This is a genomic window from Capnocytophaga sp. oral taxon 902 (assembly GCF_013394735.1).
In the GTDB taxonomy this organism is placed as follows: Bacteria; Bacteroidota; Bacteroidia; order Flavobacteriales; family Flavobacteriaceae; genus Capnocytophaga; species Capnocytophaga ochracea.
Genome location: NZ_CP058261.1, coordinates 747,944 through 763,662 on the forward strand (window position 1 = coordinate 747,944; position 15,719 = coordinate 763,662).

The 15,719-nt window shown below is 40.9% G+C and carries 10 protein-coding genes; 5 read left to right on the top strand and 5 right to left on the bottom strand.

Annotation, left to right across the window (positions count from 1 at the left end):
- Window positions 1–39 precede the first annotated feature (39 nt).
- Window positions 40–4,497 carry a DNA polymerase III subunit alpha gene (gene dnaE / locus HW278_RS03135; RefSeq protein ID WP_178976901.1) on the bottom strand — a complete coding sequence of 1,486 codons (4,458 nt, stop codon included), beginning with the start codon at window positions 4,495–4,497 and terminating at the stop codon, window positions 40–42.
- Window positions 4,498–4,975: 478 nt separating this feature from the next.
- Here dnaE and HW278_RS03140 point away from each other — a divergent pair, with 478 nt between their 5' ends.
- Both HW278_RS03140 and HW278_RS03145 read left to right on the top strand, forming a co-directional pair.
- Window positions 4,976–5,344, top strand: coding sequence for a DUF1573 domain-containing protein (locus HW278_RS03140; RefSeq protein WP_002673576.1), 369 nt, complete (start codon window positions 4,976–4,978; stop codon window positions 5,342–5,344).
- Window positions 5,345–5,434: 90 nt separating this feature from the next.
- Window positions 5,435–6,046 (top strand): hypothetical protein, encoded by a 612-nt coding sequence (locus tag HW278_RS03145; RefSeq protein WP_015781695.1) that lies wholly within the window; start codon window positions 5,435–5,437, stop codon window positions 6,044–6,046.
- A gap of 83 nt (window positions 6,047–6,129) precedes the next feature.
- Here the strand turns inward: HW278_RS03145 and asnS are convergent, their stop codons facing one another.
- The gene (asnS, locus tag HW278_RS03150; RefSeq protein ID WP_015781696.1) at window positions 6,130–7,560 is read right to left on the bottom strand and encodes an asparagine--tRNA ligase; all 1,431 of its coding nucleotides are present in this window, start codon (window positions 7,558–7,560) and stop codon (window positions 6,130–6,132) included.
- A 386-nt stretch (window positions 7,561–7,946) separates the two neighbouring features.
- On the opposite strand from asnS, the gene HW278_RS03155 reads away from it, so the two are divergent.
- Window positions 7,947–8,258 carry a hypothetical protein gene (locus HW278_RS03155; RefSeq protein WP_009419211.1) on the top strand — a complete coding sequence of 104 codons (312 nt, stop codon included), beginning with the start codon at window positions 7,947–7,949 and terminating at the stop codon, window positions 8,256–8,258.
- A gap of 42 nt (window positions 8,259–8,300) precedes the next feature.
- Here the strand turns inward: HW278_RS03155 and HW278_RS03160 are convergent, their stop codons facing one another.
- The 3 genes from HW278_RS03160 to HW278_RS03170 are packed head-to-tail and all read right to left on the bottom strand — an operon-like array spanning window position 8,301 to window position 13,327.
- On the bottom strand, window positions 8,301–9,962 hold the full coding sequence (locus tag HW278_RS03160) for an MBOAT family O-acyltransferase (RefSeq protein WP_178976902.1): 1,662 nt from the start codon (window positions 9,960–9,962) through the stop codon (window positions 8,301–8,303).
- 5 nt (window positions 9,963–9,967) lie between these two features.
- Window positions 9,968–11,431: a lipase gene (locus tag HW278_RS03165; RefSeq protein WP_178976903.1), complete on the bottom strand. Its 1,464-nt coding sequence runs from the start codon at window positions 11,429–11,431 to the stop codon at window positions 9,968–9,970.
- Window positions 11,432–11,434: 3 nt separating this feature from the next.
- On the bottom strand, window positions 11,435–13,327 hold the full coding sequence (locus tag HW278_RS03170) for an ABC-F family ATP-binding cassette domain-containing protein (protein WP_178976904.1): 1,893 nt from the start codon (window positions 13,325–13,327) through the stop codon (window positions 11,435–11,437).
- 704 nt (window positions 13,328–14,031) lie between these two features.
- Here HW278_RS03170 and HW278_RS03175 point away from each other — a divergent pair.
- Together HW278_RS03175 and HW278_RS03180 are read left to right on the top strand one after the other, a co-directional pair.
- Entirely contained in the window at window positions 14,032–14,577 is a 546-nt protein-coding gene (locus tag HW278_RS03175) for a DUF1599 domain-containing protein (protein WP_178976905.1), read from the top strand.
- A gap of 12 nt (window positions 14,578–14,589) precedes the next feature.
- A complete protein-coding gene (locus tag HW278_RS03180; RefSeq protein WP_178976906.1) occupies window positions 14,590–15,672 on the top strand; it encodes a BT_3928 family protein in 1,083 nt (360 codons plus the stop codon).
- Window positions 15,673–15,719: the final 47 nt, after the last annotated feature.

Below are 15,719 nucleotides of genomic sequence, written 5' to 3' on the forward strand. Positions count from 1 at the left end.
GTTAGCAGTCAGCAGTCAAAATAGAAATTAACTAATTGTCTACTCCGATAATCCCAAATCCTCCATTGCCATTTCCTCGTCGTCGTGAGTATCTTCTGTCTTTTTAGCAACTATTTTCTCCATTCTGCGGTCATTGAGATGATATTTTGCAAATAGAGCGTCTAAATCATCTAAAAAAGATTTAGTAATCGCCACCTTTAGATTACCATTTTCCATATTTAGGTGAATATTTTCATTGTGATGGTGCACAACAAAGTAAATAGACTGTTTCCCTTTGTGCTTTTGTAGTAAATCTTTGTATTTTGCAATCAAATCTTGGTTAATCTCCTCTATATTCACGTGCAAAGTAAGTTTTTTAGAGAGGGTTTCCATCACATCTTGCAACTGCATCATCTGTAGAAACTGTATCCTAGGTTCGCCTCTTTGGTTGGTTTCTCTATTGAGAAATCCTTCTACCACCTTAAATTTGATATACAAAAACGCCCCTGGTACCATATATTTCTGATAGTTCAAATAATCATCTCCAAAGAGTTTAAACTCGTAAGAGCCGTCGTAATCCTCAAGAGTAAAAAAGCCGTAACCTTTTCCGTTCTTAGCCGTACGATGTTGCAGGTCAGCTACCATACCCGCTACTGTGAGCTCACGGTTAATAAAAGGTTGTAAGTCTTGCAATTCCGATAGACTGATATTGCAAAAGTTTTGTAACTCGTGCTTAAAATCGTCGAGCGGGTGCCCTGAGATATAGATACCTACCACCTCCTTCTCACGGCGCAACTGCTCGAGGTTACCCCACGTTTCACATTTAGGTACAGCAGGTTCAGGGATATCTACTTCACTCTCACCACCAAACAGACTCATTTGGGCGGAATTCTTACTCTCTTGGTATTTAGTACCAAAGCGAATAGCTTTTTCGAGAAAGGGAACGCCGTCAGCTTCGGCGTGGAAGTACTGAGCACGGTGTACATTAGTGAACGAATCAAAACCTCCTGCCAAAGCGATACTTTCAAAGGCTTTTTTGTTGATGCTCTTATAATCTACGCGTTTTGCCAAATCGAAAATAGAGGTATAAGGACGTTCTTGGCGTTGTTCTACAATCGTATCGACTGCTGCTTTTCCTACTCCTTTCACAGCCCCCATTCCGAAGCGTATATCACCGTTTTTATTTACGGTAAATTTGTACAACGATTCATTCACATCAGGAGGTAACACCTTGATACCCATTCGGTGACACTCTTCTAAGAAGAAAGTAATCGTTTTGATATCGTTCATATTGTTAGAGAGTACCGCTGCCATATACTCGGCAGGATAATTGGCTTTGAGATAAGCCGTTTGGTAACCCACCCAAGCATAGCAGGTGGAGTGCGATTTGTTGAACGCATAAGCGGCAAACTTCTCCCAGTCTGCCCATATCTTTTCGAGTTTTTGGGCGTCGTGACCTTTTTCGGAGGCTTGGGTAATGAACTTAGGCTTCATCTTGGCTAGCACGGCTATTTGTTTCTTACCCATTGCCTTACGGAGCACGTCGGCTTCACCTTTGGTAAAACCTGCCAATTTCTGCGATAGCAACATCACCTGCTCTTGATAAACGGTAATCCCATAAGTCTCTTTGAGGTATTCCTCCATATCGGGGAGATCGTACTCAATAGGCTCAATACCGTGTTTCCGCTTGATAAAACTAGGAATGTACTCCAAAGGACCTGGACGATAAAGAGCATTCATCGCGATAAGGTCGGCAAAGACCGTAGGTTTAAGCTCTCGCATATATTTCTGCATACCAGTGGACTCGTACTGGAAAATCCCGACCGTTTCACCGCGCTGGAAGAGTTCGTAAGTCTTTTTATCGTCGAGCGGAAAAGCCTCTGCATCGAGCTCTATATTATGCGTTTGTTTGATATTTTCAATAGTATCTTTGATAAGTGTGAGGGTACTGAGCCCCAAGAAGTCCATTTTCAGCAACCCTGCGCTCTCTACTACCGAGTTATCGAACTGAGTCACAAATAGGTCGGAATCTTTGGCTAAAGCTACCGGCACAAAGTTGGTGATATCATCGGGGGTGATAATTACCCCACAAGCGTGGATACCCGTGTTGCGCACCGAACCTTCAATAATATTTGCCTGCTGAATGGTTTGGGTACTCTCCTCCTCCCCTTCTCCTGCTAAAAGGCGTTTCAGTTCGTCTACTTTTGGCAGTTCTTCACTGCGCACTTTTTCTTTGAGGGTTTTATCGTCCCAACCGAACATCTTCCCTAAAGATGACACCCCATTAGGCACTAAGCCCGCTAATCTATTCGACTCTTGTAGAGGTACATCCAGCACGCGAGCCGTATCTTTGATAGCCGATTTAGCGGCCATTTTACCATAGGTGATAATCCGTGCAACCTGACTCTCGCCATACTTATCAATCACATAATTGATTACATCTTGGCGACCCGAGTCCTCAAAGTCGATATCAATATCGGGCATTGACACACGGTCGGGGTTTAGAAAACGCTCAAAGAGGAGATCGTACTTAATTGGGTCCATATTGGTAATATCCAAACAAAACGCCACTGCCGAACCCGCTGCCGACCCCCGTCCAGGTCCTACTGATACGTTCATACGTCGCGCTGCTGCGATAAAGTCTTGCACAATAAGGAAGTAACCTGGGTAACCCGTTTTTTCAATAATAGAAAGCTCAAAATCCAAACGCTCCCGCACTTCATCAGTAATTTCGGGGTATTTGCGTTTAGCCCCTTCATAAGTAAGATGACGCAAATAGTTGTTTTCCCCTTTTTTGCCTGTAGGGTCGTCTTCCACCTGAAATTCCTCGGGGATATCAAACTTAGGCAAGAGGATATCACGTGCCAAGCCATAGGGTTCTACCTTGTCGATAATTTCTTGAATATTAAGAATCGCCTCAGGAATATCCTTGAAGAGCGCCTTCATTTCAGCTGAAGTTTTGAAATAATACTCGTTGTTAGGCATTCCAAAACGATAGCCACGACCGCGCCCGATAGGTGTTTTCTGCTTTTCGCCATCTTTCACACACAACAGAATATCGTGCGCATTGGCATCTTTTTTATGGAGATAAAAGGTATTGTTGGTAGCGATGAGTTTCACCCCGTATTTTTTGGAAAACTCTACAAGGGTTTCGTTTACGCGGTTTTCATCTTCTTGGTTGTGGCGCATCACCTCCAGATAGAAGTCGTCGCCAAACTGCTCTTTCCACCACAAGAGTGCTTCTTCAGCTTGCTTGGTACCAATATTCAGTATTTTAGAAGGAATTTCGCCATTCATACCCCCTGAGAGTACCATTAAATCGCTTTTGTACTGCTCTACAATCGCCTTATCTATACGAGGCACATAGTAAAAGCCTTTGGTAGAAGCGATAGAAGCCATTTTAGTAAGATTGTGATAGCCTTGTTTGTTTTTAGCTAAAATCACCACTTGGTAGCCGTTGTCTTGTCGGGTTTTATCTAAGTGATTTTCGCAGATATTGAACTCACAACCTATAATAGGCTTGATGAGCGTTTCGGTAGGGGTTTCGCCCTTTTCTTGAGCCTCTTTGTTTTTAGCTTCCGCTTCTTTGTTATGCCCTTGTACGGCTTGCACAAAGTGGAAGGCAGCCATCATATTGCCACTATCGGTAAGTGCTACGGCAGGCATCTTTTCTTTCGCGGTGATTTTTACGAGGTCTTTTATAGACGTAGTAGATTGTAATATAGAGTGTTGCGTATGGTTGTGCAAATGGGCAAACACCGCATTTTCTAACAATGAAGCATCGGCGTGAGATTCGGTAGTTTGCGCAGTGCTACTGCTTTTTCGCAAGGCATCGGAAGCCTCTTTGAGGTTCACGTGCTTGAGTCCGATAAGCCCTATAGGTGAGGTGTGATGCCCTTGAAATTCTTTGATATAGTCGCTACTGAAAGTACCTTCTTGAAAGCCTTCGCCACGACGTATCAATTCAAAGAAACAGCGTGTAGTTGCTTCCACGTCGGCAGTGGCGTTGTGCGCCTCGGCAAAGGGTACGCCAAAGAGAAAAGAGTGCAACTCGGTGAGGGTGGGCAACTTATAACGACCTCCTTTTCCGCCTGCTATCTGGCAGAGGTTGGCAGTTGCCTCAGTACAAGTATCGATTACAGGCATCTGCGTAAGCGGACTCTCCACCCCATAGCGGTAAAACTCAGCCCCCATAATATTGATATCAAAGCCGATGTTTTGTCCCACCACATATTGCGCCTTGCTAAGCGCCTCGTTGAACGCTTTGAACACCTCAGCGATAGGCACTCCTTGTGCTTCTGCTAATTGGGTAGAAATACCGTGTACTTTTTCGGCATCATAAGGCACATCAAAGCCATCGGGCTTTATCAAAAAGTCCTGATGCTCAATGAGTGTGCCCCACTCATCGTGCAATTGCCAAGCAATCTGCACGGCGCGAGGCCAGTTGTCACTATCGGTAAGGGGGGCATCCCAACGGCGGGGTAAACCCGTAGTTTCAGTATCAAATATTAAGTACATTTTTTAGGTAAAGCCAGCGTTAGCTGAATATATATGTAAGAGTTTTTTTGAGATTTAAAGTGAGAGGGCAAAGATACAAAACAATTCACAATTAGCAATTAACCATTGATAATTTTAACACGACGCCATTTCCAACATCAAGTGCAATTTTTTAAGTTACCTTTTGGTAGAATAAGTCTTTAGTTTTTTTAAAAAAAATCTAATACTTTTCTTGGACTCAGATTTACCTTAGCTTCACTCCTCTATAGCTCATTGCCCGTTATATCGTATAAGACTTGTATTAAGTTAACCGTAATATCCAAATCCACCAATCTACTAATAATTTATCTGTGTGACTTACAATGTTTTCTCTTCGCTCAAACCCTTTTTTACTCTACACTATTAAATCTTAATTTTTACCTTAAAAAATACTCTTTGGCACGGTTGTTGTAATATTTATAACCGTAAAAACAAACTTATATTTTTAATTTTTTATACTATGAAAAAGTTTTTAACATTTGTATTTTTAGCATTTTTTGGTGTAATGGCTTATGCCCAAGACGCTGAGATTTCTTTTAAATCTGAAGAAATTGATTACGGTAACATCAAACAAGGTGCAGACGGTGTGCGTGTGTTCGAGTTTACTAACACTGGTAAAGCACCCCTCGTAATTACTAACGTAGCTTCTTCTTGCGGTTGTACCGTTCCTTCTTGGACAAACCAACCCGTAGCACCAGGAGCTAAAGGGAAAATTGAAGTAAAATACGATACTAATCGTGTTGGACCTATCAGCAAGACTATTACTGTTACCTCCAATGCCAAATCAAGCCCTGTAAAAGGCTTACGTATCAGAGGAAATGTTCAATAATCCATAACTATTTATATTTTAATTTACTCCTTAGTCGCCTGCGCTTCTTTTCTTTGCAGGCGACTTTTTTGGTGTTAAACTTTTGTAAAAATGCAAATGGTAAGCATATTTTCCTTATCTTTGCACCCTATAAGAAAACTAAATAATTTAACAGATATGAAATTACACACACTCACTTTGTTCGCTGGGCTATTCGTAGCTCAAGTGTCATTTGCTCAAGTAGACGAAATGGGAACTATGACCGATACCACTACTCCGGTAGTTGCTCCCGCTCCTGTTGAAGCTACTCAAGCTCAGTCTCAAGCAGAACTTAAAGCTCAAAAAGAGCAGTTAAAGGCTCAACAAAAATTACAAAAAGAGCAGGAAAAGGCTGTGAAAGCTGAACAAAAAGCTGCTAAGGAGCAAGAAAAAGCCGCTAAAGAACAACAAAAAGCTGCTGCTCGTGCTCAAAAGAATCAAGAACGCTTGTCCAAAGCTAACTCTGAGGTTTCTAAAATAGAGGCTAAAATTACCAAAGCTAAAACTGATTTAGCTAAGGAACAAAACAAGTATAATTTAAAGAAAGCCAAAGGAGCTCTGTCTCCTCAAGACGATGCTAAGTTCAAAGGAAGAATCCTCAACAAAGAGCAAAAGATTAACAGCTTGAATCTCGACCTTATCAAGGCTAAAGAAAAAGTAAACAAATACCAAATGGCAACTTAGTCATTGTTTTATTTTTTAAAATTACACAAGAAAACCGAGTTACTTTCGTAACTCGGTTTTTATATTTCCTGATGTAACTTACATTAAAACTCTGCACTCTGTGGTGTGCGTGGGTAAGGTATCACATCACGGATATTGGTCATTCCAGTAGCAAAGAGTACCAAGCGCTCAAAACCTAAACCAAAGCCACTGTGTACTGCTGTACCGAACTTACGAAGGTCTAAGTACCACCAAAGAGTTGCCTCGTCCATATGAAGGTCAGCTATTTTTTGTTTGAGCACATCGTAACGTTCTTCACGTTGTGAGCCTCCTACAATTTCACCTATTCCTGGGAAGAGAATATCCATCGCGCGCACCGTTTTACCGTCTTCATTTAAGCGCATATAAAACGCTTTGATATTTGCGGGATAGTCGTATAGAATTACAGGACACTCAAAGTGTTTTTCCACCAAATAGCGTTCGTGTTCGCTTTGTAAATCTACACCCCATTCGTTTACGGGGTATTGAAATTTCTTCTTTTTATTGTGATTGCTATTCTTTAAAATATCTATCGCTTCAGTGTAGCTCACCCTCTTAAACTGATTGTGAATCACAAATTCAAGTTTTTCGATGAGTGACATTGTGCTACGCTCGTTCTGTGGTTTAGTCTTCTCTTCTTCTAAAAATCTTTTGTTCAAGAACTCAAGGTCGTCACGACGTACTTCCAAGGTGTATTGCAATACGTATTTAATAAAATCTTCCGCCAAATTCATATTGTCGATAAGGTCATAGAACGCCATTTCGGGCTCTATCATCCAAAACTCAGCTAAGTGGCGTGAGGTATTGGAGTTTTCAGCACGGAAGGTAGGCCCAAAGGTGTAAATCTTACCAAGTGCCATCGCAAAAGTCTCACCTTCTAACTGACCTGATACGGTAAGGTTTGTCTCCCTACCGAAGAAGTCTTTCTTGTAGTCTACTTCGCCGTTTTCATTAAGTGGTGGATTTTTGGCATCTAAGGTCGTTACACGAAACATCTCTCCAGCCCCTTCGGCATCACTACCCGTGATAATAGGCGTATTCACGTAGAAAAAGCCATTGTCTTGAAAGTATTTGTGAATAGCAAAAGCTAAAGTAGAACGCACGCGCATCACTGCACTAAAAGTACTAGAGCGCACCCGCAGGTGAGCGTTTTCTCTCAAGAATTCAAGTGAGTGTTTTTTAGGTTGGATAGGGTATTCTTCAGGGTTGCTATCACCTAATATACTTATGTTACTTGCTTGTAACTCTACGTTTTGCCCTTTCCCTTGACTCTCCACAAGTCTTCCTTTTACTTCAATAGCTGCTCCCGTGGTAATACGTTTAAGCAATTCAGGGTCGGTATTTTCAAAATCTACTACTACTTGTAAATTGTCGATTGTAGAACCATCGTTCAGGGCAATAAAGCGGTTGCTGCGGAAGGTGCGCACCCAACCTTTAAGGGTGATTTCTCCTTGTATGTTTTTTCCGTCTTGTAATAATTTTTTAATCGAATACATAACGCGTCTTATTTCTTATCTAATTCTGACGGCAAAAGTAATAACTTTTCAATAAATAACAAAGGAGTTTGGCTAAATCTCTAATTGTTTTTCACTTCTTACACTGTTCTGTTATAACATTCCCTCTAACTTTTAACAGGTTTCCATCGTCTTACTTTCGCCTCAGATTCGCTCATCTTTCAAACAGCCTTTAATTATTAAACTCTTCTCTTTCCTATAAAAACTTTTCAAGCCTCACTTCCCATTTGCTAATTCTCAAATCTTCTAATTACATCTACTCGTGTGGCTTGTGTCTTTTACCTATAAAAAAGTTTTTTTAACTTGCAGTATAAATTCTTTGTTGTATATTTGTGGCATTAAAATCGAGTATTTATTGTTTAATAGAGATGGAAGAATTCAAACAAAATACCCCAAACGACTGGTCGTTTATTCACAATAGGCAATATAACGATAACAACCTAAATAACAATCCCATAGGTCTGGTGGGGTTCATAACGTCTGTAGTGGCAATATTCCTCGTATTGCTCCCTATCGTGAACCTTATCATATGGCTCACCGGATTGATATTATCTATTATCGGAATGGGCAAGAAGCCTAAAACATTAGCCGTCGCAGGGCTTATTATTTCTGGAGTAACTTTTTTGGTGCTTATAGTCATTATTGCTTGTATCGTATTCTTAGCTACTAATTCCCAATAGGTCATCTCCCCCTTTTATCTTTTACTCCTACTTTTTACCTAACTAAAATTGGAAGTAAATAAACGGCTGAATATCGGTAGAATAAGCCTGATAGCAAATGAGCACTACTACTAAGACTATCGCTATTTTCACAGCGTAATGGCTCTCGGCAAACACGTGTTCCACATAGTCTTTCCAATGCTGTGGTAGCCAATGGGTAATATAACCAATCAAGATAACACCTAATGGAATATTGTTATGTCTAATCACTTCGGTAGCAGTATCCCAACTCATATTGTTCGCCACTTGTGCGAACCATAAGTTTATGCTCTCCATATCATTACCTCGGAAAAATATGCGTGTAAAGGTAATAAAAGCAAAGGTAAAGGCTATCTTCCAAGCGCGAGTAATCCACAGCTTACTTTGCTCGTACGGACTCACCTTGCGCCAATACTTATAAGCTACCACACCCAAACCGTTCAATCCACCCCATATAACAAACTTCCACGAAGCTCCGTGCCACAATCCTCCAATAAGCATCGTGAGCATAATGTTGATATTAGTAGTCAAGTAACGCTCAAAAGGTTTGTAATAAAAAGCTACTACCGCACCTGCTATCAGCAATCCCCCTGTGATAAAAGTAAAAGCGAGGTTACCAATCGCTACTACCAATATCACTACAAAAAGCAAGGAAAACACAAAAGTTCCTAAGGTGCTATTGCGGTTACCTCCTAACGGAATGTACAAATAGTCCTTCAACCAAGTAGAAAGCGAGATGTGCCAGCGTTTCCAAAAGTCTCCACAGTTCAAAGCCTTATAAGGTGAATTGAAGTTTACAGGCAAATGGAAGCCCATCAATAGCGCTACCCCTATGGCTATATCGGTATAGCCAGAAAAATCACCGTATATTTGGAGCGAGTAACCTATCAGAGCTAATAAGTTAGAAAAGCCCGAGTGCATTTCAGGAGCATCAAATACCTTATCCAAAAAGTGCAACGCGATAAAATCAGCAAATATCATCTTCTTGATAAGTCCTTTAAGAATAAGGAATATTGCCTTATTAAACTCTTCTTTGCTAATCTCTGTTTTTTTGAGAATTTGAGGTACAAACTCTTCTGCACGTACAATAGGACCTGCTACTAACTGAGGGAAGAAACTCACATAAAAACCAAAGTCTAATATCGATTTCAGTGGTGCAACCTTTCTGCGGTAAATATCCACTGTATAGCTAATGGTCTGAAAAGTGTAGAAAGAAATACCTACGGGCAATATAATTTTATCAACTGAAAAGTATCCGTTATAGTCAAACCCGTTTGCCCAATAAGCTAAATAGTTAAAGGTTTGGTGATGAGTGTGAAACAGCGCATTGTAAGTATCAGTAAAGAAATAAGCATACTTAAAATAACTAAGCACCAATAAGTTCACACAAACGCTAATAGTAACCCCTATTTTGCGTCTTCGCTCTTCTTGTTGATTATAGATATAATGCCCTAAATAAAAGTCAGTAACAGTACTAAATACCAATAACAATACAAAAAGCCCACTTGCCTTGTAATAGAAGTAAAAGCTGGCAAGCAACAAAAACAAGTTGCGCACGTGCTTACGCTTATAGATGAGCACAAACACCGCATATACTAAAGCAAAGAATATCCAAAAGTCTATCCGTACAAAAGTAAGTGGGTGAGCCGACTCAAAGGTAAAGAAGTTTTTAAAGAAATCTATCATAGCTATTATTGCACCGTGGCAAGGTCGTTAAGTAGGCATTGGTAAAACACTTCCGAAATTAGTTTAGTCCCTTGTGGCGTAAAGTGTACGTAATCCGAAACAGCCATTCCTTTTTTTACCCACGCTGTCATCGAGTTTTCTCCTCCCATTGCTTCAAAGATACTAAAATAAGCAATCCCATTTTTCAAGGCTTCTTCCTTCATCAGCTTGTTCATTTTCGGCACAAAAGAGTAAGTAATAAGTTGCCCGTTATGCGAAGTTGTCATATCTCCAGGACCTAAAAGCATAAACATTGCATTGGGGTTGGCTCGTTTTACCCATTTGATATTAAATATCAACGCGTTTACATACTCCTGAAGCTGTTGGTCTGTTTTCATATAGGGGATTGTATTTCCTCCGTACTGAAAGATAAATATATCGGGCTTGCGGTCTGCACTCATTTGTCTGAAATGCTCGTAATTCATTCGTGTAAATATACGTCCTGCTTCACCGCGCATCGCTACGTTATCCATTCTCACTCCTGAGGACGCATCAAGAGTAATCCCATAAAAATCCGGACTTACCTTGCCTTCCAATTCCACTTTTAGCTCCTTAGGAGTAGATGTGAAATTGAGCTTATAATTATGGTATTTACCATCTGAGATAAGAGTATCTATTCTTAAAATATTCCCGTCCTGATATACACGTATATTCACTTTTGCCATCGCATTGCCATAATGCAACCCAAAGCGCGTGTAGTTTCTTAAACGTGCATACGATTTGTCCGAAGGCTTAATCGTAAAGCTGGCTTTTGCTACGGGTAAGGCAGTTGTATCAGCAGTATTGCTCACATAATTAGTAAAACGTGAGAAGGTAGAGAACAAACCATACTTATCGTGCGCTACCGTTTTGCGCTGTTTGCGGTCGAAGAAAGCGTAGCGCGTCCAGTTAGGCGAAGCAATAATATCCACACTGTTTTGGCTGTACACTACTTTTATAGGGATAAAACCCGGTCCTCCGCCAGTATATGCCAATTGCAATCGGTTGCGCACATAGCCGGTGATGCGGTCTCCTTCTATTTGCGAATCACCATAATGCACTATTTGGCAGGTAGGCTGACACAGTTTCTCTTTAAGTCTTCTGATATAATCCGTATGATTCCCCGGGTAATATATTTTCCCTTCTATATTGGTTTCCGAAGTTTGTACCGTGTCCTTAACAATGGTATCCTTTTTTGCTAAGTTTTCGGTCTTTTCGTCTACAATGGTTTTAGTATCTTTGATAAGTTCGTCTACTTTATTATTTTCCTCTCCCCCTTTAAAGAGCATTCCCAATATATCAGGGGTCGGATAGCGTAACATCGCGTCACCAAACACTATACCCTCTCGCACCATTCCTTTGGCGGTGGTGTGATAACTGCTGAAAAGGGTCATTGTAAAGAGGGCTACCAGCACCCCCACAATAAAGAGTAAGATTTTTTTAGGTTGCATAACTTAACTCATTAATAATTCCCACTCGGTCATTAAATCTTCCAACTGCTGTTTTTTCTGTTCGTATTCCTTGTAAAAAGCATCGTTCTGTACGCCTTGTCCCATCTGCTCATTCATCGCTTTAAGCGCTTCTTCAAGAGCGGTAATGTTCTTCTCTATCTTGTTGAGCTTATTCTGAATGGCTTTCTGCTGTTTCTGTTCCTCAAACGAGAGTTTTTCTTCTTTCTGCGGTTCTTTTTCTACCTGCACAGGAGTGCTTTTGCTCTGCTGTTCTATCTCTCTAAAATTAACGGCAGCACGTTGTTCGAGGAAGAAATCGATGTCCCCAAGATATTCTTTCAGATGTTTGTTCTTAAACTCGTATACCTTATCGGTAAGCCCTTGCAAGAAATCGCGGTCGTGCGACACAATAATGAGCGTCCCTTCAAATTGCTGTAAGGCTTGTTTGAGTACGTTCTTCGATTTGATATCCAAGTGGTTCGTAGGCTCGTCCATCACCATTACGTTAAAGTCCGAAAGGAGCATCTTTGCCAATGCCAAACGGTTGCGCTCCCCTCCCGAAAGCACTTTCACTTTCTTGTCTACCTCATCGCCACGGAAGAGAAAAGCCCCAAGTATGTCGCGTATTTTAGTGCGATTGCTGTCGTTAGCTGCATTAAACATCGTATCAAGCACGGTGAGTTCTCCATCTAAGTAGTCGGCTTGGTTCTGAGCAAAGTAAGCCAACTGTACATTGTGCCCCAGCCTGATAGTTCCTTCATAGGGTATTTCGCCCACTATCATCTTGGCGAGGGTCGTTTTTCCCTGTCCGTTTTGTCCCACAAAAGCTACTTTGCTGCCTCGTTCTATAAGCAAACTCACGTGGCTGAGCACCTCTTTTTCATCATAACTTTTCGATACATCGTCTATTTCCAGCACCACCTTCCCTGGCGTTACCGATACGGGGAAACGCACGTTCATCACCGCATTGTCTTCCTCGTCTACCTCTATGCGCTCTATCTTGTCCAACTTCTTGATAAGCGACTGTGCCATTGAGGCTTTGGTAGCTTTGGCGCGAAATTTTTCGATGAGTTTTTCAGTGTGTTGTATCTTCTTTTCTTGGTTCTTTTGTGAGGCGAGTTGCAGTTCGCGCATCTCTTTTCTCAGTTCCAAAAACTGAGTGTAAGGTTTCGGGTAATCGTATATTTTGCCTACCGAAATCTCAATCGTCCGATTGGTCACATTGTCTAAAAACATTCTGTCGTGCGACACAATTACCACCGCCCCGCTATAAGTAGAGAGGAACTGTTCTAGCCAAATAATCGACTCTATATCCAAGTGGTTCGTAGGCTCGTCCAATAGCAATATATCGTTGTTCTGCAACAGCAGTTTTGCCAATTCTATACGCATACGCCACCCACCCGAAAAACTATCGGTGAGCTTGTCGAAATCACTCCGCTGAAAGCCCAACCCCAATAGCACTTTCTCGGTTTCACCTTGGTATTGGTATCCCCCTATAAGGTCGAAACGATGCGTATAGTCGCTGAGTTTATCAAGCAAATCGTGGTACGCCTCGCTCTCGTAATCAGTGCGGGTTTCTATCTGGTGATGAATATCGTCCAACTGACGTTCCAAAGCCTTAATCTCAGTAAATGCCTGATAGGCTTCTTCCAAAATAGTACGTCCTTTCACAAAATCAATATCCTGTTTCAAAAATCCGATGCGTACATCTTTATCGGTAGCAATGCCTCCGGTATCCGGTTTAAGTTCGCGTGAAAGCAATTTAAGCATCGTCGATTTCCCCGCTCCGTTCTTGCCAATAAGCCCCACACGGTCGCCCGCATTCAGCATAAAAGCAACGTCCTCAAAGAGGTACTCGCCTTGAAAAGAAACAGATAGGTTGTGAACGTTCAGCATATGATATTCGTTATTTCGGGCGCAAAAGTACAAAACTATAAGTAATTAGCAATAAATAATGCCTAATTATTAGGTAAAATCAGTACAACCCTTCGCAAAAAATCCCCAATCACTAAAATCAAATCTCAAAATTCACAGCATTTTTCACTGCCTTACCTTCACCCACCGCTCATTATTTCTTCATTCATCAGCCTCTCTTTCTTCGCCTTTCCGTCACCACACTCCCCCTTTAAAGGAGTATATTTTCGTCCCAAATTCCCCCTTTTCCGTCGCTACACTCCCCCTTTCCCTTCATACTCCCCCCTAGTGCCTATGGCCTAAGGCCTAGTGCCTTTTCCCTTTCTTTCGCCTCGAAACCCCGTTTTTAACATTTTTAGTGCTGTTGTATGATATTATGAATCAACTATTTATATACTCTTTCTATACCAATCGTCCAAGATTCGTATAAGCTTCCTATAAGCTCTCTATAAGCTACCCTCACCCTCCTCATAGCATTTTTTCATCAAAATTCCTCTCAGCTCCCTTCCGTTCTTCTCCGTTATCTTTCGAACTCCTCAACCCTCCACATTTGCTAATTTTCTCATTTCCTAATTTGCTAATTCCCCCTGCCAGTGCGGCTCGCACCTCATTTCCAAATTTCCAAATTTGTCCATTTGCTAATTACTTCGTACCTTTGCACTTTCATTACCTGTCACCTAATTAAAATGAACACTCTTAAACAATATAACACTGTTATTGAACAATGCCGTACGCTCTTTATCAACAAGATGAAAGACTATGGCTGTGCCTGGCGTATCTTGCGCCTCCCTTCTCTTACTGACCAGATTCTCATCAAAGCACAACGCATTCGAGGACTACAAGAGAATACCGAGCATAAAATCAATGAAGATGAGACAGCCGAGTTTATAGGCATCATCAACTATGCCCTGATGGCTCTTATTCAAATAGACAAAGGAGTAGCTACCCAGCCCGACCTTAGTCTCGAAGAGGCAACGGCGCTATACGACGCCAAAGTTGCCGAAGCACGCTCCCTTATGGAAGCTAAAAACCACGATTATGGCGAGGTGTGGCGCGAAATGCGGGTGAGCTCTCTTACCGACCTTATCCTGCAAAAGCTCTTGCGTGTAAAACAAATTGAAGATAATAAAGGAAAAACATTAGTTAGTGAAGGCATTGATGCTAATTATCAAGATATGATAAACTATGCAGTGTTTGCTCTCATACATTTAAACAATCAACATAACAACTAAATAACAACTTATATGAAATATCTTATCCAGCTTTGTCGCATATTATTAGGTGTTACTTTTATCATCAGTGGAATGATAAAACTCAATGACCCTATGGGCTTTTCATTTAAATTGGAAGACTATTTTGCTCCCGATGTGCTCAATATGCCTTTTTTTGTACCATATACTTTAACTTTTGCCATTTTGGTATGTATTTTCGAAGTAGTTTTGGGGGTAACCTTATTGGTAGGCTATAAAAAGAAGCTCACTTTGTGGCTTTTGCTGGCTATGTTAGTATTCTTTGGCTTCCTCACCTTCTATTCGGCTTATTTTCACAAAGTAACTGATTGTGGTTGTTTTGGTGATGCTATTAAATTTACACCTTGGCAATCGTTTACCAAAGATATGGTACTATTAGTTTTAGCTCTCATCGTCTTTTGGGGGCAAAAATATGTACAACCCATTACCAAAGGCAATTTACCTTTATTAATTACAGTACTCTCTGTGCTTTTCTGCATAGGCTTTGTATATTACGTCTACAATCACTTACCCATAAAAGATTTTCGTCCATATAAGATAGGAACAAATATCCCCAAAGGTATGGAATTACCACCCAATGCCGTTACTTATTATTGGACTTTCAAAGTAAACGGCAAAGAAAAAGTGATTGTAACTAAAGATGCAAGTTTCCCAAAAGTAGATGGTGAATATGTAAGCTCTACCTCTACTACCGAATTGCCTCCTATACACGATTTCTATATTCAGGATAAAGATAGAGAAACAGACTATTTGCCACAATTTATGGCAGAAGAAAAGCTCTTAATGGTAGTTTCTTATCGTCTCGACCTTGCTGACCAAGAGGCTTTTAAGGCTATCAAAACCGTAACCGATAAAGCTCTTAAAAACGGATATACCGTGATAGGTCTTACCTCACAAATGGAGAAAGCCCCTTATATCGTAAAGAAATACGAACTCAATTTCAACTTTTATTATAACGATGCTACTACCCTCAAAACAATGATACGTTCTAATCCTGGACTTATAGTGCTTTCCAAGGGTACTATCATCGATAAAAAGCATTATAACGACAGCGAAAAATTATCAATTGATAAATAACACACCTTTTACTCACATTTCCAGCTATCGCTGGTTTTACCTTTTAT

What these genes read in the sequence shown, in the direction of transcription:
- HW278_RS03145 (WP_015781695.1), top strand. Translation starts at nt 5,435, where the DNA reads ATGCAAATGGTAAGCATATTTTCCTTATCTTTGCACCCTATAAGAAAA.
- HW278_RS03180 (WP_178976906.1), top strand. Translation starts at nt 14,590, where the DNA reads ATGAAATATCTTATCCAGCTTTGTCGCATATTATTAGGTGTTACTTTT.
- HW278_RS03155 (WP_009419211.1), top strand. Translation starts at nt 7,947, where the DNA reads ATGGAAGAATTCAAACAAAATACCCCAAACGACTGGTCGTTTATTCAC.
- dnaE (WP_178976901.1), bottom strand. Translation starts at nt 4,497, where the DNA reads ATGTACTTAATATTTGATACTGAAACTACGGGTTTACCCCGCCGTTGG.
- HW278_RS03140 (WP_002673576.1), top strand. Translation starts at nt 4,976, where the DNA reads ATGAAAAAGTTTTTAACATTTGTATTTTTAGCATTTTTTGGTGTAATG.
- HW278_RS03160 (WP_178976902.1), bottom strand. Translation starts at nt 9,962, where the DNA reads ATGATAGATTTCTTTAAAAACTTCTTTACCTTTGAGTCGGCTCACCCA.
- HW278_RS03170 (WP_178976904.1), bottom strand. Translation starts at nt 13,327, where the DNA reads ATGCTGAACGTTCACAACCTATCTGTTTCTTTTCAAGGCGAGTACCTC.
- HW278_RS03165 (WP_178976903.1), bottom strand. Translation starts at nt 11,431, where the DNA reads ATGCAACCTAAAAAAATCTTACTCTTTATTGTGGGGGTGCTGGTAGCC.
- HW278_RS03175 (WP_178976905.1), top strand. Translation starts at nt 14,032, where the DNA reads ATGAACACTCTTAAACAATATAACACTGTTATTGAACAATGCCGTACG.
- asnS (WP_015781696.1), bottom strand. Translation starts at nt 7,560, where the DNA reads ATGTATTCGATTAAAAAATTATTACAAGACGGAAAAAACATACAAGGA.